The organism is Chitinophaga filiformis (assembly GCF_021646545.1).
In the GTDB taxonomy this organism is placed as follows: domain Bacteria; phylum Bacteroidota; class Bacteroidia; order Chitinophagales; family Chitinophagaceae; genus Chitinophaga; species Chitinophaga filiformis_A.
Genome location: NZ_JAKIRP010000001.1, coordinates 142,773 through 160,241, shown reverse-complemented (window position 1 = coordinate 160,241; position 17,469 = coordinate 142,773). Strand labels below are relative to the sequence as shown.

At 49.0% G+C, this 17,469-nt stretch carries 9 protein-coding genes; 3 read left to right on the top strand and 6 right to left on the bottom strand.

Annotated features, from left to right (window positions below; all coding sequences use genetic code 11):
* The first annotated feature begins 116 nt into the window (after positions 1-116).
* Complete coding sequence (locus L3C95_RS00655) at positions 117-647, top strand: hypothetical protein (protein ID WP_236384120.1); 531 nt, start codon at positions 117-119, stop codon at positions 645-647.
* A 37-nt stretch (positions 648-684) separates the two neighbouring features.
* On the top strand, positions 685-1,944 hold the full coding sequence (locus tag L3C95_RS00650) for a replication-associated recombination protein A (protein ID WP_236384119.1): 1,260 nt from the start codon (positions 685-687) through the stop codon (positions 1,942-1,944).
* On the opposite strand, the gene pbpC is transcribed toward L3C95_RS00650, so the two are convergent.
* The 3 genes from pbpC to L3C95_RS00635 form a co-directional block, all read right to left on the bottom strand.
* Positions 1,938-4,322, bottom strand: coding sequence for a penicillin-binding protein 1C (gene pbpC / locus L3C95_RS00645; RefSeq protein WP_236384118.1), 2,385 nt, complete (start codon positions 4,320-4,322; stop codon positions 1,938-1,940). The two genes, L3C95_RS00650 and pbpC, sit on opposite strands and share 7 nt — an antisense overlap.
* Before the next feature lie 151 nt (positions 4,323-4,473).
* On the bottom strand, positions 4,474-9,978 hold the full coding sequence (locus L3C95_RS00640; protein WP_236384117.1) for an alpha-2-macroglobulin family protein: 5,505 nt from the start codon (positions 9,976-9,978) through the stop codon (positions 4,474-4,476).
* Between the two features lie 147 nt (positions 9,979-10,125).
* A complete protein-coding gene (locus tag L3C95_RS00635) occupies positions 10,126-11,622 on the bottom strand; it encodes an ATP-binding cassette domain-containing protein (protein WP_236384116.1) in 1,497 nt (498 codons plus the stop codon).
* 282 nt (positions 11,623-11,904) lie between these two features.
* On the opposite strand from L3C95_RS00635, the gene L3C95_RS00630 reads away from it, so the two are divergent.
* Complete coding sequence (locus L3C95_RS00630) at positions 11,905-12,360, top strand: GNAT family N-acetyltransferase (RefSeq protein ID WP_236384115.1); 456 nt, start codon at positions 11,905-11,907, stop codon at positions 12,358-12,360.
* Here the strand turns inward: L3C95_RS00630 and L3C95_RS00625 are convergent.
* The 3 genes from L3C95_RS00625 to uvrA all read right to left on the bottom strand — a co-directional run bounded on the left by L3C95_RS00625 (position 12,357) and on the right by uvrA (position 16,947).
* Positions 12,357-13,301, bottom strand: coding sequence for a DUF6048 family protein (locus tag L3C95_RS00625; protein ID WP_236384114.1), 945 nt, complete (start codon positions 13,299-13,301; stop codon positions 12,357-12,359). The genes L3C95_RS00630 and L3C95_RS00625 overlap by 4 nt on opposite strands.
* Positions 13,267-13,743: a DUF6452 family protein gene (locus L3C95_RS00620; RefSeq protein WP_236384113.1), complete on the bottom strand. Its 477-nt coding sequence runs from the start codon at positions 13,741-13,743 to the stop codon at positions 13,267-13,269. Before L3C95_RS00620 ends, L3C95_RS00625 begins: the two co-directional genes overlap by 35 nt.
* A gap of 327 nt (positions 13,744-14,070) precedes the next feature.
* Positions 14,071-16,947, bottom strand: a complete 2,877-nt coding sequence (gene uvrA / locus L3C95_RS00615) for an excinuclease ABC subunit UvrA (RefSeq protein WP_236384112.1) — start codon at positions 16,945-16,947, stop codon at positions 14,071-14,073.
* Positions 16,948-17,469: the final 522 nt, after the last annotated feature.

Here is a 17,469-nt window from a genome sequence, read left to right as displayed (position 1 = left end):
TAACTAAAACATCGCATGCGGACGCATCGCTTTTTTATAGACGGCAGCAGGTCTGGTAGTATACTGGGTGGTTTGCCGGTTGTTTAGTAGGTTTGTAATCTGTAAAAATGGAATACATGACTTTTAGATTTAAATTGTTTAAGGCACTGACAGGGATTAACTTGTTCATTACGGGATTCTTTGTAATGATGAATTTTGCGTCCATGCTGATGGGCGCATTTGGCCAGGGATTGGTTTCCATTGTGATGTTCGGCGGCGTTTTTATCCATGCCATCCTTTCGGCTTACCTGCAAAGGAGCCTCCAGGACCCCAGTTTTACACTGAAAGAAAATACGCCCGGCGGTATCCGGATTATGGGTGGTTACACAATATTGATAGGTGCTTTAATGCTGCTCTGTGCTATCGCCATATTCATAGTTATGAACCTGGATCTGAAACAAGTGAGCAGCCAGATCACCGATGAGCAGCGAGAACAGCTTGAAACCATTAGAAGTTTGAGGGGAGCTGCAATGACAATGATGCAGTTCGTCCTCTTCCTGTATGGTGCCTCTATTATAACGAATGCTTTGTTATCCTTGTCTTTCCTGCAGCAATGGAAGAAAAAACAGGAAGATGACAAACATATTGATCTTGATCTGGATGCCTGATATCGCCAGCATCCCAAACACTTAATATCGCTGTATAATGGAACCATTAGCCGAGCGCATAAGACCGGAGACACTGGATGAGCTGGTGGGACAGGAACACCTGACCGGCAAGGACAGTATATTACGTACTGCCCTGCGGCAGGGGAAGATCCCTTCGATGATCCTGTGGGGCCCTCCCGGCGTAGGTAAGACCACTATAGCCAACATTATTGCGCATACACTGGATGTGCCTTTTTATACCCTCAGTGCTATTTCTGCCGGTGTAAAAGAAGTACGTGAAGTGATCGAGATAGCCCGCAAACAGGGCTATGCCGTATTATTCATAGATGAGATACACCGGTTCAATAAATCGCAGCAGGATGCCTTACTGGGCGCTGTTGAAAAAGGTATCATTACACTGATAGGCGCCACTACGGAGAATCCTTCCTTTGAAGTCAATTCCGCATTGTTGTCACGCAGCCAGGTATATGTACTCAAACCACTCAGTGAAAGCGAGTTGTTACAGCTGCTGCACCAGGCCATGAAACAGGATGAATGGCTGGGCAGCAAACAGATTGAACTAAAGGAAACCACTGCCCTGTTTAATATTTCCGGTGGAGATGCCCGTAAGTTGCTTAACCTCTTTGAACTGGTGGTGAATACGCTGCAAAATGAAATGCCTATTGTAATTACCGACCGGAAGGTAATGGACATTGCACAGCAGCGTGTAGCAATCTACGATAAGACGGGTGAACAACACTACGACATCATTTCTGCATTTATCAAATCTGTTCGTGGAAGTGATCCCAATGCGGCTGTATACTACCTGGCGAGAATGATAGAGGGTGGCGAAGATGTGAAATTCATCGCCCGTCGATTGGTGATCCTGGCGTCTGAGGATATTGGCAATGCCAATCCCAATGCATTACTGCTGGCTACCAGCTGCTTTCAGGCGGTAACCATGATCGGTTATCCGGAGGCAAGGATCATCCTTTCCCAATGTACCACTTATCTGGCCTCTTCCGCGAAGAGCAATGCTGCGTATATGGCTATCAATAACGCAATATCTGTTGTGTCACAGACCGGCGATCTGCCAGTGCCAATGAATATACGTAATGCGCCTACGAAGATGATGAAAGACATGGGATATCATAAGGGATATGAATACTCTCATGACTATGAGAACAATTTCTCTCCGCAGGAATACCTGCCGGACAGGATCAAAGGCATGAAGCTCTATGACCCGGGCAAAAATGCGAGGGAGGATGAAATGAGAAAACACCTGCGTAGCTTATGGAAGGAGAAGTACGGCTACTGATCTTCGTTCTTCTTCTCCAAAATCTCAAATGATACATGGATCTGCTCTCCCTGCTCATCAACCAGTGTTATGGTATGTTTACCCGCAGCGGGGTGCAGTGCTAACTGATGGAATTCCTGCGTGGTGCCAATGTAATTGTTATCCAGGTGCCAGAAGATCTTCTCTGTTGTATTGCGGTGTGTCGCGGTGAATATGGCCTCTCCCGGTGTACCATCTATTTCTACAGGTACATAGATACGTGCATTCGGTCTTGGATAGATCAGCTCCATTGGGGCTTTGTCGGCATTGAGCGTGGCAAGGCATTCCGCCTTATATGGCGGAAGTGGCAGGTAGTTATGTTTCGTTCGATAATAGAACTCCATAGCTGGTGGCAGCACAAACCATGGTACATGCTGCATTTGCGACGGCGGCTCACAATCTGCCGTAACACGCCACTTGCCGGTATGATCAAGATGTACCAGTTGATGATACGGACATAGACCTGAACGTAGTCCGCTGAGCGGCACTGCTATTGAATCTTTCTCCGGACAAAGATCGCTGGCCCTGTAGCCACTCTGCCGGCACACTTCGATCTGCTGCAGTTTACTGTAAGGCGTATTAAACCAGTTACCCGTCTGCAGTAAGCGGAATACATCAAAGAGTACTGGCGCTGCAGTAGACACGCCTATCAGTCCCGGTCTGCCTTCGCCGTCCGCATTACCTACCCATACGCCCACTACATATTGCGGCGTAACACCGATGGCCCAGCCATCTCTGAAACCGAAACTGGTGCCTGTTTTCCAGGCAATACGCTGTGATGAAGAGAACTGCTGCCAGAGCAATTCTTCGCCCGGGCGCATCACTTCTTCCATCGCCTGAAAGGTGTACCAGATAGCACCTGCATCCAGTATACCACTGCTTGCCGGTGAATGTTTTGATATCAGTTTAACACCTTGTATATAGTTCGGTGGATGGATATCGTCTGCATCATATTTCCCGTTATACTGGTCCAGGTGCAGCAGTGTACGCGCCATGCTGGCGTACATGCCCGACAGTTCCCAGAGGGTGGATTCTCCACCACCAAGGATGAGCGAAAGACCGTAGTGGTCGGCAGGTTGGGTTAATGTTGTCATCCCCATCTGCTTCAGCAATGCATGCAGCCTTTCATAGCGGTATTGCTGCAACATTCTCACTGCCGGAATATTAAGCGAACGTGCAAGGGCTTTGCTGGCAGGTACTGCTCCATCATATCCCAGGTCAAAGTTCTGTGGTGTATAACCAGCTATTTGTGTAGGTACATCCGCCACGAGGGAATGCGGTAGTATCATTCCATCATTCAGCATGGCGGCATATAAGAAAGGTTTGAGCGTACTGCCCGGACTGCGGGGTGCCTGTATAATGTCCACATGGCTTTCTGTCTCAGGGTCCTCCGGATGATACACATTACCTACATATGCCAGCGCATTACCCGTTTCTACATCCAGTACAACAGCGGCTGCATTGTTGATGCCATTCGCTTTATAAATACTATGATAACGCTCTACGATATTGCTGACATTCCTCTGCAGAGATGCCTCCAGTGTTGTTCTGATACGTGTAACGGCTTTATTATCCTTTTGTGCCTGATAGTCTTTCCTGAACCTGTCTAATAAGTGTGGCGCATCCTGTGGTAATGCTTTCGGCTGATCGGGCAAGGGTTCCAGCTTGGCCAGCTGGCAGGTCACACTGTCAATCGTTTCGTTCTGCCGCAGCTTATCCAGCAGCTGATTACGTTTTTGCAACAGGATCTGCCGGTTACGGCCCGGATGTACGAGTGCAGGGCTGTTGGGTAATACTGCCAGTGCCGCTGTTTCACCCCAGGACAACTGCGTGGCACTACGGCCATAATACCGCCAGGAAGCGGCTTCCAGTCCCACGACGTTGCCGCCGAAGGGAGCATTGCCTGCGTATAATGACAAGATACTTTTCTTTGAATAAGAGAATTCCAGGCGGGTAGCCATTACCGCTTCTATCAGCTTCTGTATAAGCGTACGTGGCTGATTGCGTGACAGGCGGATCACCTGCATAGTGAGTGTACTGCCTCCGCTGACAACTCTTTTCCTGCTGATGTTTTGCCTGATAGCTCGACCTAAGGCGAGTACATCTACCCCCCAATGGTGATAGAAACGTTTGTCTTCATAGGCAACAATGCATTTCGCAAATTTATCGGGTACCTGTTTGTCGGCGGGAAAACGCCATTGTCCGTCGGTAGCAATAGTGGCGCTGAGCAGCTCTCCGTTACTGTCTTCGATCACGAATGAGGTAGGTGTAGTGAAGAGACGGGAAGGTATAGAAAAGATGTAAAGGATAAGGAGCAGGGCTGTAGCAGTAAGCCACCATTTTCGTTTTCGGAACCACATGAAGTAAAATTAGGAATAAGAATCGGGAATAAAATATTGAGGTCAATGTTTGTTGTATGGTGGTAATATCCCCAAAAAGATTGCCGTTTAGCAAAGCAATCAGGAGTCTTATCCCTCTTGCTTTACTAAACGGCAGTCAGTTCTGATAGCCTTATTTCGTCACCTCTACCCACTTACCCGGCAGGAACGCATGTATGGTGTTGTCATACATTGCCTCACAGGATACGGCCGGCAGATAATAACGGCCAAGGTAGGCCGCATTCAGCAGGACGTTGTAGGTGCGTGTTTTGTTTTCTTCAATATTGAAGTAAGTGTATACTCTGTCATCGCGGATATCCTTGTAGGTATATGGCGATGAACGGAAGGTGCTGTCATTGTCCATCAGACGGGTGTTGATGATCTCCCAGCCGCTCGGGAATATCTCTGTCAGTGCCATCTGCTCATAATAGCCACGTTTACCCGGATTACGGATGGTAACAGTAGCCAGGAAGTCTGCTCCCTGACGCAGGGAAGCCGGATCGAGGGCTTTACCATCGCGGGTGCTGTATTTCACCTGGATATCCAGTACATCAGGATTATTAGGCACGTTTGGCTCCTGACCAGCATCCGGACGGCCCTGGAGAATGAGGCGGGTATACAGCACGTTCTGTCCTTTGTTCTGGATACTTACGCTACCATCTGCCATGCTGGCGAAGCTAACAGGTACCTGTGCTACATAAGAGCTACCGTTTACGGTATTGCTGCTTCCGTTTAGTGTATAACTGAAAACCATCTTATTGCCACTGCTGTTCACGCCACAATATTTGGCAACAGCGATCAGTGCATAAGCAGTAGTCTGCGTACTGTACCAGCTATCCTGTGCCAGGTTGGCCGCTATCTGTTTCAACAGCTCATTCGCACGTGTGCGCTGCCCCAGGATGGTGAGCGTTTCCAGTATCATGGCTTTATCACGCAGGTCGGAACCAAAGGTGCCACCCAGTTGATTGTATGGCTTCACATCTGTAGGTAATGTCCTTACCAGACTGTTGGCCAGTTCCGGCTGACCAGCCAGTTTATAGGCTGCTGCCAGTCGCCATTTGGCTTCGTTGGACAGGTACTTGAATTCCTTCAGACGGTTCATGGCACCCAGTTCCGGTACTTTGGCCAATGCCAGCAGGTAGAGACGGTATGCCTGTGTCAGGTCGCCACCATAGAAGTTGGTAGTGGACGGCGCCCATGCACCGGCTTTATTACGCTGATATTTCTTCCACTGGTCCAGCATACTGGCAGGCAGTTCGTAGCCTTTGGCTTGCGCTTCCAGCAGGAAGTGACCAGCATAGTTAGTGCCCCATTCGTCTGACTGACCTTCACCTGGCCAGTAGCTCATACCGCCATCGGAGGCCTGGAAGCCTTTCAGGCGGTTGATACCAGCTTTGATATTGCGGTCTATATTCGCCAGTTCACCCTGTTTCAGGTCCATCAGCTGGTTCAATGCCAGTTGAGGGAATACGCTGGAGGTGGTTTGTTCCACACATCCATGCGGATACTGGATCAGGTAGTTCAGTCGTTTCGCGAGGTTTAATGCAGGAATAGTAGATACTTCCAGTACACCGGTGTTGGTACCGGCCATGCCCGCAGGTTTATAGGTAGTGCTCCAGCTCTGACCCGCCTGCAGGGTTGTTTCCTGCACAGTGGTGATCACCGGATTTGGATTACGTATTTCCAGCTGGGTTTCTTCTTCTGCTTTAGCAGCACCGCTGGTGGCAGTTACTTTCACTTTGGCGATACCCACCTGTGGTCTTACGCGCACATCAAAGTAAACGATCTGCTCACCCGGTTGAGGGAAGGTAACGGTCTTGGTACGCTCGCCCACTACTTCCAGCAGCGGACTGGTAGCCAGGGTTACTTTCGCGGAGCGGATATTGTTTTCCAGTCCGAATACAGTTACCGGTAACTGTATGGTTTCTGATGGCCCTAATACACGTGGCAATGTAGTCAGCAACATGAGCGGTTTCTTCACGGCCACTACTTTTTCTGCAGACCCGTAAGCGCCGTCCTGACCTGCTACTACCATCGCTTTTACAGAACCAACATATGGAGGTAGTTTGAAGTTATGGGTCTGCTTACCACCTTTCAGTGTGAATGGTCCCATGTATAATACAACAGGCTTGAAGCGGTTTGCTTTTGCATTGCCAGCGTTCTTATTCAGTCCTTCGTCACCACCGATGCTCAGGATGCGTTCTATATCACCACCCCAGGCGCCGATCACGTAATCAAACAGGTCCCATGTTTTTACGCCGAGGGCCTCACGCGCATAGAAGACACTGTGCGGATCAGGTGTTTTGAAACGGGTCAGGTCCAGCAGGCCTTCATCCACCAGTGCGATGGTGTAGGTCATTGCTTTTCCTTTAGCTTCAGATACGGTGATGCTGGCATTCTGTTCAGGCTCCAGTTTATCAGGCATAGTGATCACCGGCTGTAATACGGTATTCGCATCATTGATAGCAATCGGGATCACGCCATACATACGGATAGGCAGGTCGTTCAGGGTGTTGGCATGTTTCTGCAGCAGGCTGACGTTCACATAGATGTTTGGCGCCATTTCCTTCTCTGCCTTGAACTTATAGACGGTCTGACCTTTCTGGGTTTCGATCCAGAAGGTTTTCAGCACTTTGCTGCCGGACTCAATGCTTACCAGTCCGCGGCCGCCTTCGGAGCTTGGAATGGTGAGTGTGATATCGTCTCCTACATTGTACTGGCTTTTATCTGATGTAAATACCAGCATAGATGCTTCGGATGGATTTTCTTTCTGTACCCTTTCCGCCCATCCCGGCCAGTCGATATACACTGCCTGACCGCTGGTATGTCCGCTTTTCAGGTCTTTTACACGTACTAGGTAACGGCCCCAATCAGGGTAGGCTATCTGGAGGTTCCAGGTACCTTTACCGCCGCGCAGTGTCATCGTTTCTTTCTTCAGCAGCTGGTTGTAGCTGTCTTGCGTGAAGTTGCTGAATTCATCTTCATTGTTCTCATCCCACCACCAGCGCCAGCGGATCTTATACAGTTCTACCTGCACTTCCTGGTTTCCGCTCAGCAGGTTGCCGTTTTCATCTACGTTCACGATGCTGACAGCATGAGGTTTATCTGTGAGCAGCATACCAGTCATGCGGTCGCCTTCCGGCATTTTGATACCGGTATATGATGCAAACGGATTGTATGGCATGGAGAAGTGGTCAATACTGAAATCGCCACCTGGTTCAAATACTTTGATCTCGAAGCTGGCTTTCAGCTGGCCGGGAGCCAGGTTACCCAATGGCAGGTCTACTTTAACCGGTGCCGTACCATTCTCGCCCAGGCTGCTTTCAAAGATGGTTTTGCTTTCAGCTTCGAAGTGCGTGATTGGGTCGTCGAAATGATAATCCTTGAAGTTCTTGAAGCTGGTAGTCTGCTGTGTGAGTGATACATCTACTTTTGCCTTTAGGTTCTGTGCAACAGCGCCGAACAACCAGCGGGCGTTCAATGTACCTTCGGTTGGCGAACTCTTTGAAAGCGTGGTATTTCTGCCGAAGTTGAGATCTATTTTCAGCCTGTTAGGCTTAACGGTTTCTATGCGGAGGTTTTTGGTAAATACTGCACCACCTACCTTTACTTTCGCAGTCCAGTTACCGGTCAGATCGTCCGGAGATGTTGCGGTAGTGAAACGGTAGAAACCATTTACTGATTGCAGCCCGTTCAGTTGTCTGTATAACTGTCCTTTAGGGTTGTACAGTTCCAGTGTTACCGGATGATTAGGCGGTAGTTTCTGTTGTTTATCTTCCAGGATGAAGGTGAGGAACAGGGTATCGCCGGGACGCCATACACCACGTTCGCCATACAGGAAGCCCTTGATGCCGCTTTGTACTTCTTCCCCTTTCACATCAAAACGACCCAGTGGCAGGGAGTTACCATCGTCCAGTTTCAAATAACCTCTTTCATCATCTTTTTTAGCAACGAGGAGGTATGGCTTACGTTTCAGATCGAAAGTAGCCAGACCGTCACCATCACTCTTGGTTTTGAAGATGACCTGGTTCTGATAGTCGAGCAGTTCCAGTTCCACACCGATCATTGGTTTGGTATCGCGGATGTCTGTTACGGCGATCAGCATGCTGTTGTCATTCCCTCTTTTGGCGGTAAGACCGATATTGGAGGAGAAGACGTTGCGGGAAGCCCATCTGTCTTTGTTGTAGTAAGAGTTAGCGCATGGGTTATCACGCTCATCCCAGGAATAACCATACGGGTAGTAGCTATCATAACGGCTCCAGAAAGCGTCGTCTTCATCGATCTTGCCATCGCTGTAATAACCACCATAGTATTCTTCATCGCTCTCTCCTTCACTGGTGTTAGCGTTATTTTCGCCTTCGCCGGAAGCACATCCGAGGAGGGAGTAGGACTTACGGAAACCTATGGTTACCCGGTAAATAGCGCCTGGTTCAGTACGCAGCAGTTTCTCCATATCGAGGAAGAAGCGGTTGCGTTTATGGAGATTGAGTGATTTGTCAGTATCCAGGCGGATGGTCTTTTCAACTACCGGACGTCCGACGCGGCGTAGTTCTGAGCTACCGTCCAGTCCATTCTGCTGTAAATACTGCGGGATATTGTTCTCATAGATCTTGATGATGGTGACGTCTACAGCACTGAGGTTCACCGCTTCAAAAGGCATCACCAGTTTATTGCTTTCCGGCAGTATCACACCTTTACCGGGGATAGTTACGGAAGGCTGGGTATTTTCAAAAATGATATTCGCAGAAAAACTTTGTTCCAGCTTGCTATCGGCCACATTCAGGATACCTTCGTTCACCACAACATTATAGTTCCCCTCCAGTCTTTTAGGCGCGAAAACTTTCACCTCACTGCCTTCTATGGAGAAGCGCAGGTCGCTTACGCCACTGACACCGATCAGACCATCCAGCGACTGTGCAACGCTGACAGGGTCAGAGAACTGTACAAGTACGTATTGTTCTGTTTCAGCCACTGCGCGTACGTCCAGCACTTTAAAGTCGGAGATGGCGGGTACTTCTATCGTCTTCTTGCCGGATAGGTTTACATTGAGCGGTTTACCATCCCAGAGCAGTTCCAGTTTACGGGAACCACTGCCTTTTTCCCCACGCACCAGATTATCAATAGTAAAGGTGGATACTTTATCGGCCGCATTGTGTTGCCAGGTAATGGCTGCTTTTTTGCCGTCATAGGTAGCATTGACCACCTTTTCGATCTTCAGAGGATCTTCCGTATCGGCGGTGCTGATAGCGCCGGTGAACGTCATTCTATTCAGTACGTTGTTGCCTGCAGCTTTCAGGCCGTATTCCTCAATGGCGTAGGATGGCTTTATAACGAGGAACTCGAAGTCGAATTCCTTCAGATCTTTTTCCACCTTCATAACCTTACCCAGCTTGAAGGTAGCCTTATAGGTCTTGCCGGGTTCGAGATTGGCATCGGGCCTGAACTCGACTGTAGTAGCGTCTACCCAATAAGCCTTTCCTTTGATGTTGGGGCTGAAATCGAAAAGTTCCTCTTCCACAGGTTCGTTCTGTGTATGAGTGACATTCACATTGTTGGTCAGTTGTACCCGGATGGTGCTTTGCCTCGAAATAACCCCGGCGGTATAGGCTTCAATGTATTTGGCCAGGGCAGGGTTCATGACTGTTTTCGTGTTTTTACAGGCTGTAATGCAAGTAATAAGCAGGCATACAGCGAAGGCGGAGACGACCGCCAAACGTTTTTTGGGACCCATGAGGTTTAAATGCTGTTTAAGATATAAAGGTAAACTAAATGTATTATAATATTATTATATGGATCGTCCCCTCTCCAGTTTCAATACATTGGTAACTGCTGCCGGAATCTCTTCCTGGTAGTGTGTAACGAATATAAGGGTCAGATCCATCACACCACATAGGACATCAATGACATGTTTAAAATGGTCCTTTTGTTGCTGGTCTAATCCCTGGCAGGGTTCGTCGAAAATGAGCAATGGGGGTTCTTTTACCAGGGCGCGGGCCAGGAGGGTCAGTCGCTGTATACTTTCGGGAACTCCTTTAAAAGCCTGGTTTGCATATGTTGCAATGTCCAGTATATCCATCCACGCAGCGGCGTGTTCCTGTTGTTCGGCAGTGCCCTGGCGGTTGCTGCCGATAATATCAAAGAATCCTGATACAACTACCTGCAGGCAATTACTGCCGGCCTGGAAGTATTGGTGTAGTTCGGGTGATACAAAGCCTATCTTCTTCTTAATATCCCAGATGCTTTCTCCGCTACCTCTCTTACGGTCAAACAAGTAGAGTTCCTGTGCATAGGCCTGTGGATTGTCACCATTTATCAGGCTTAACAAGGTTGATTTTCCTGCACCGTTATGACCCAGCAAAGCCCATTTTTCGTTAGGCTTCACTATCCAGTTAACATCGTCGAGGATCAAATGTTCGCCATACTGTACTTTTATCTGTTCCATCCTGATGATGGTCTCATATGGTGACGGCGTGTTCTTCACGATCGCCCGGATCTTTTCTTCATCTACCTGCCAGCGCTGGTCAGTAGCTGGCTGGGGGATCTTCAGATATTCTTCCCGTGTGTACTTTCCTGTTATGCGGCCTTCTTCCAGCGTCAGCACATGGGTAATATTTTCCGGTACTTCCGACGGAGAAGTGACCAGCAATACAGTTGTACCACCGGCAATGATCCTGTTCACCATATCACTGAAGTGCTTCCTTGTCTGAACGTCCAAACCGCTGAAAGGATTGTCCAGCATCAGCAATACCGGCTGTTTTAACAATGATTTGGCAATCATTACCCGGCGGGTTTCGCCGTTGGAGAGTTTGATCAGTTCCTTATCCATCAGGGCCGGGATCTTCAGTGGTTCCAGGATGGGTGTTTGTTCCGGCGTCCCGCCCGTTTCTCCGTACAGGTATTCCCGTACGGTAGGGGCATCGGATGAGTCCATGCTGTTGAACCGCTGCTGGTAGTAGAAATCTGTCGTCGTATTGGAGCGGTTCCGGAAGGCATGATGATGTCCCACCAGTGCCAGCAGGTCCCGGTAGCTGAAATATGGGTCGGTGATGGTATGCTGCTGGCGGTAGGTTTCGCTGAAATGGTGATGTATACTGCCATTGATCACGTTGAACTTTCCCGCTATCGTGTTGAGCAAGGCAGATTTACCGGAGCCACTGGGGCCGGTGATTGCCCATTGTTCTCCTGTATTGATTTGCCAGTCCAGGCCGGTGAAGAGGGTTTTATCCAGGTAACGTACGGTAATGTGTTCCAGTGATAGGAATGGAATGGCATGGGTACTCATATCTTACTGTTTCTCGAAATTCCCGGCTAATTTATTATTTATTTTACCATTTGTTGGTGTTTGTTTGAAACCGGTGTTACAAACATGGTTCCAATGTTATGCATGATTATTCCCCGGGGTTGAAACCCCGCGCTACAAACACGGGACTCCTGACGGAGTCCTATTGTGTTTTGTTAATTACATTTGCTGTAAACACGCTTTTTGATCAAGGAGGAGGCTGTATGCTATACCCGGTTAGGCCACGTGTTTATAGCCCTGCTCAAATCAATAAATAACAATCTTATGATACACTGGATTACCAAGACGTTTGAAGAGTTAACCACACAGGAACTATATGCATTATTACGCCTCAGGAGCGAGGTATTTGTGGTGGAACAGAATTGTGTTTTCCTGGATATGGATAATGCGGACCAGCTGGCTGTGCATATCATGGGATTTGATGACGAACTGGATAATGAGCTGGTAGCTTATACCCGTGTGTTTGGTCCGGGTATTAAGTTTGACATGTGCTCCATCGGGCGGGTGGTCACCTCGCCACGCGCCAGAAGGTCAGGTATTGGCAAAAAGCTGATGCAGCATTCCATTGCCGTGGTGGAAGACCGGTTCGGGAAGGTACCTATCAAAATAGGCGCACAGCAATACCTGGAGAAGTTTTATGCTTCTTTAGGCTTTAAACAAAGCAGTGAGATGTACCTGGAAGACGACATCCCGCATATTGAGATGATCAGGGAAGTTTAGTCTTTCTTCTTTTTCGGTTCCCGGGATTCGCGGATCTTTAACTTATACAAGGGAAGGTAATAAGATACCGTGTAAGTCATATCGAACTGCGAACTCTTGGAACCGCTGCCAAATCCCGGAATAATAATTGGATCAAACCCTTCGGCAGCATTGTTGGTGAGCATGATCTTTTCACGCAGGGCCCATCCCAGGAAGAAATTCGGGAGTGCTTCCACTCTCATACCCAGGGTCAGCTCGATCCAGTGGGCAGTCATGTTTGTTTTAGGAAATGAACCCGGTGTTTCCGAATCCCAGTACTGGTTGTGGATATTGAAGGCAGGTACTTCGTAGGTATTACGGGCAAAACCATAATGGATACCACCATATACCATGTTCTTATCAGTAGGGTCTTTCTTTCTCAGGAAGTCGTAGTCTACGCCGACGGTAGCATATGCGCCGCTGCCTTTATAGGTATAGCTGGTGTCGCTATGGGAAGTGCGGTTATAACCCACCTCGAAGGCGCCATAGAGTTTTTTGTTGAGGCGTACGTCTGCCTGTACCGCTACGTCTGTTCTATAGGGCTGGAAGAAGTGCAGCGCAAAACGGCTGATGTCAATACCCAGACGGAGGCCGCCAGGAACGTAATAGATCGAATCAGGTATTTTGGCCACAACAGGGGCTGCTTGCTGACGTTGTGTGGTCTTGCGTCCGGAAGTGTCCTGTGCTTTCCCGGAGGGAATAGCTGTAGCCGGCGGACGTTGTACCGCCTTAGGTGCGGAAGTATCCGCTGCCTTCACTGAAGGGGCAACCGCTGTTGGCGTACGTTGCGCAGGTTTGGCGGAAGTGTCTGCAGCCGTTTTCCTGATACTGGTATCTCCCGCAGGTTTTACCTGAGCCTGAGCGGCTTGTGTGAGCAGGCCGGCCAGACTAATAGATAAAGAATAAAGAAATGTGCGTATCATTCGTGCTGTTTACTTCCCTGTTATTAATATGTAAAGAGTCGATGGTATTATAGGTGGTGATCACCGTATCAAGGGTGAAGAAAGTGGCAAATCCACACCCTGGCGACACAAAGTTCTGTTTCCTTTTATACCGGAAGGTCAGGGTGTCTGGTATCATGGTGGAATCCAGTTTCAGGTAAAACCTGCTACTGTCTGCCAGTGGGTCTAATGACATAAACACGCTTGATCTTGGCTGGTTCCTAACGATCGAATCTCTTCCCAATGCATACATGGTGACCTTGGGCCAGATGGTATCTTTAACTAAAAAGCCTTCCAATGTGTCCTTCTTAAAGTTCATGCCCAGATCACTGATCAGGGTCTGGTCACAACTTTTGGTTTCATCTTCACAGGCCGCAAATACTGACAACAGTAGTATTGCTATAATCCCAGAAATGTATTTCATGCCTGCAAATTACGAGTTCCCTTTACAAGTTCCGCTTTCCGCAGGTGAAATTAATCACCCGCGGAAAGGGTACTATATCATTTTTACTAAGTGCTTAAAATTGAGTACGTCTACGCAACCTGCCGGTTGTTTATCTGCCAGCGCGGGAGCAAAGTTCCCTCACACGAGAGACGAGGATGTATATTTCCCTGCCTTGAACTGAAACTATTGTCCTTGTTCCACGACATCACCAGCGAATTGTCTATTGATCAGTACCTGGCACACCTATCTGCTATGACACTCCATGGAACAGGTATACGGAAGTACGTTAAACGAGACCTCCGGCTGTTAATTCTTAAGTTCCAGTTTCAGGAACCGGGCGGTATGGCTGTCCTTACAGTTGGCCACTTCTTCAGGTGTACCGCTGCAGAGGATAGTACCTCCACCGCCGCCGCCTTCCGGCCCCAGATCGATAATATGATCGGCCATTTTGATAACGTCCAGGTTGTGTTCAATTACCAATACGGTATTACCGCGGTCCACCAGTTTATTGAGTACATTCAGGAGCAGCTGGATATCCTGGAAGTGGAGACCTGTGGTAGGCTCGTCCAGGATGTAAATGGTTTTGCCGGTATCTTTCTTGGACAATTCCGTAGCCAGTTTCACACGCTGCGCCTCCCCTCCGGAAAGTGTTACCGCCGATTGTCCCAGGGTGATGTAACCTAAGCCCACATCCTGGAGGGTTTTGATCTTGCGGTAGATGTAGTTGACTGGCTGGAAGAATTCCACGGCTTCATCTACGGTCATGTCCAGTACGTCGGAGATGGATTTCCCTTTGTACCGGATCTCGAGTGTTTCCCTGTTGTAGCGGCGTCCGTTACATTTCTCACAGTGTACGTATACATCCGGGAGGAAGTTCATTTCGATCACGCGCATGCCGCCGCCTTCACAAACATCACAGCGTCCGCTTTTCACATTGAAGGAGAAACGGCCTGCATTGTAACCCCTGATCTTGGCTTCCGGCACCTGGGAAAACAGCTGACGGATATCTGTGAAGAATCCGCAGTAGGTAGCAGGGTTGCTCCGGGGAGTACGTCCGATGGGGGACTGGTCTATTTCTATCACCTTATCGATGTTCTCCAGGCCTTTGATGCTTTTGTAAGGCATTGGCTCCAGGTTGGAGTCGTAGGCATGTTTACTGAGGATAGGGTAGAGTGTTTCGTTGATCAGGGTGGACTTGCCGCTGCCAGATACGCCTGTAACGCAGATGAACACGCCGAGTGGGAATTTCACGCTGACGTTCTTCAGGTTATTGCCGGTGGCGCCTTTCAGTTCCAGTGCTTTGCCGTTGCCTTTACGGCGTTCGGCAGGTACCGGCACTACCCGTTTCCCGTTCAGATAGCCGGCGGTAGGTGTGTCCAGTTTCAGGATATGGGAAGGTGCGCCCTGGGCGATGATTTGTCCGCCGTGTACGCCTGCCCCGGGACCAATGTCCACCAGGTAATCGGCGTGCAGCATGATGTCTTTATCGTGTTCTACCACAATGACGGTGTTACCCATCTCTTTCAGATTGCGGAGGGCATCGATCAGCTGCATGTTATCGCGCTGGTGCAGTCCGATGCTGGGCTCATCCAGTATGTAGGTGATCCCCATCAGCTGGGAGCCTATCTGTGTGGCCAGGCGTATACGCTGGCTCTCACCGCCACTCAGTGTACGGGTGGAGCGGTAGAGGGTGAGGTAGTTCAGTCCCACATTGAGCAGGAAGCCCAGGCGCTCACGGATCTCTTTAAGGATATCTTTAGCGATGGTGTTCTGCTTCTTGTCCAGGCGTTTTTCGATGTCTCTGAACCAGTCCTGTAACTTGTCGAGGTCCATACTGCCCAGTTCAGCGATATTCTTCTCGTCCACTTTAAAGAAGAGGCTCTCCTTTTTGAGGCGGGTACCGTTACATTCAGGGCAGGTGTGCAGCTTCATGAAACTTTCGGCCCAGTTACGTACGGCATCGGATGAAGTATCGTTGAAATAACGGCGTACGGTATTGATCACCCCTTCAAATTCGTTGTTGTAAGCTTCTTCCGTGCCGTCGCCAAATTCCATGTCCATTTCCAGCTTACCATTCTCGTCGCCGAACAGCAGGAGGTTTAAGGTCTTCTGCGGCAGGTCGGAGATGGGGGCTGTCAGGGAGAATTTATGTTTGCGGGCTAGCTGCTGTACCTGTTTGAAGGTAAAGGTGTCGCGGGCTTCACCAAGGGGCGCGAGTCCGCCGTCATTAATAGAAACGGAATAGTCAGGAATGACGGCATCCATATCTATCTGGTAGATGGTACCCAGTCCTTTACAGCGTGGGCAGGCCCCGTAGGGGGAGTTAAAGGAGAAGGTGTTGGGAGATGGCTCTTCGTAGGAAAGGCCGGTATCCTCACACATCAGTTGTTTACTGTACTGGCTGACTTTTCCGCTGTCATTGTCCATGATGAAGAGCAGGCCTTTACCCATCTGAAGGGCTTTCTGCACACTCTGGCTGATACGGGTGCGGGCATCGTCCTGTACCTGGATGCGGTCTACCACCAGTTCAATGTCATGGATCTTGTAACGGTCTACCTGCATACGTTCTTTCAGGTCGAGAATTTCGCCGTTGACGCGTACTTTAAGGTAGCCCTGTTTACGGAGTTGTTCGAACAGCTCGCGGTAGTGCCCTTTACGACCACGGATGAGCGGAGCCAATACTACCAGCTTTTTCTTTGGAAAGTTCTTAAACACATGGTCCAGGATCTCTTCTTCTGAGAAGCGGGTCATGCGTTTGCCGGTATTATATGAATAGGCAACGCCTACACGTGCATAGAGGAGGCGGAGGAAGTCGTATATCTCCGTGATGGTACCCACCGTAGAACGGGGGTTTTTGTTGGTCGTTTTTTGTTCGATGGAGATTACCGGGGAAAGGCCGGTGATCTTATCTACGTCAGGTCTTTCCATATCGCCGATAAACTGGCGGGCGTAGGCGGAGAAGCTCTCCATGTATCGCCTTTGTCCCTCAGCATAAATGGTATCGAACGCAAGCGAGGATTTTCCGCTTCCGCTGATGCCCGTAATGACTACCAGTTTATTCTTGGGTAACTGCAGGTCCAGGTTTTTCAGGTTATGTGCCCTGGCGCCAAACACTGCTATATGGTCATCTGCCGTAACCTGTGCCGGGTCAGGCGTTATTACATTCTCTTTCTTCTTTGCCATATCGGTTTAAAAAGCCGTGGTTCACCAAAGATGTCCCACGGACTATTTTAGACTACTAAACTACGGCATAATTACGAGTTTACTAAAAATTTTAGTGAGGCTATTTAGTAACATGCTGATTATCATCGGGGCAATGGCGGGCGGTACGGCGGCTATATATGTAAGGCTATAGTATAAACTTGTCAGGTGGGCGGGTATACATTGCCGGTAACACTATTAAATGGTGGGCAGCTCCCGTCTGCTGGTTACCAGACCTGGTGCTACCAGTTTTGACATACAGATCTGATCCGGGAAAAGGGGCCTTTGTTTCTCTACAGATAAAGACGGCATAATAAAACGGCCGTCTCTATCTGCTATTTACCGGACCTTGCGTTACCAGTTTTTTCAGGGGTAGTAGTTCCAGATCTTATCCGAAGGAAAAAGAAAAAAGTACGCTTTATCCATGCCTTGACATGCCTTTAACATGCCTTTGCTATGGCTTTAGGTTGGACCTGAAAGGAAACAAAATACTTACGGTCACCA

What these genes read in the sequence shown, in the direction of transcription:
- L3C95_RS00630 (WP_236384115.1), top strand. Translation starts at nt 11,905, where the DNA reads ATGATACACTGGATTACCAAGACGTTTGAAGAGTTAACCACACAGGAA.
- L3C95_RS00620 (WP_236384113.1), bottom strand. Translation starts at nt 13,743, where the DNA reads ATGAAATACATTTCTGGGATTATAGCAATACTACTGTTGTCAGTATTT.
- L3C95_RS00635 (WP_236384116.1), bottom strand. Translation starts at nt 11,622, where the DNA reads ATGAGTACCCATGCCATTCCATTCCTATCACTGGAACACATTACCGTA.
- L3C95_RS00625 (WP_236384114.1), bottom strand. Translation starts at nt 13,301, where the DNA reads ATGATACGCACATTTCTTTATTCTTTATCTATTAGTCTGGCCGGCCTG.
- L3C95_RS00650 (WP_236384119.1), top strand. Translation starts at nt 685, where the DNA reads ATGGAACCATTAGCCGAGCGCATAAGACCGGAGACACTGGATGAGCTG.
- pbpC (WP_236384118.1), bottom strand. Translation starts at nt 4,322, where the DNA reads ATGTGGTTCCGAAAACGAAAATGGTGGCTTACTGCTACAGCCCTGCTC.
- uvrA (WP_236384112.1), bottom strand. Translation starts at nt 16,947, where the DNA reads ATGGCAAAGAAGAAAGAGAATGTAATAACGCCTGACCCGGCACAGGTT.
- L3C95_RS00655 (WP_236384120.1), top strand. Translation starts at nt 117, where the DNA reads ATGACTTTTAGATTTAAATTGTTTAAGGCACTGACAGGGATTAACTTG.
- L3C95_RS00640 (WP_236384117.1), bottom strand. Translation starts at nt 9,978, where the DNA reads ATGAACCCTGCCCTGGCCAAATACATTGAAGCCTATACCGCCGGGGTT.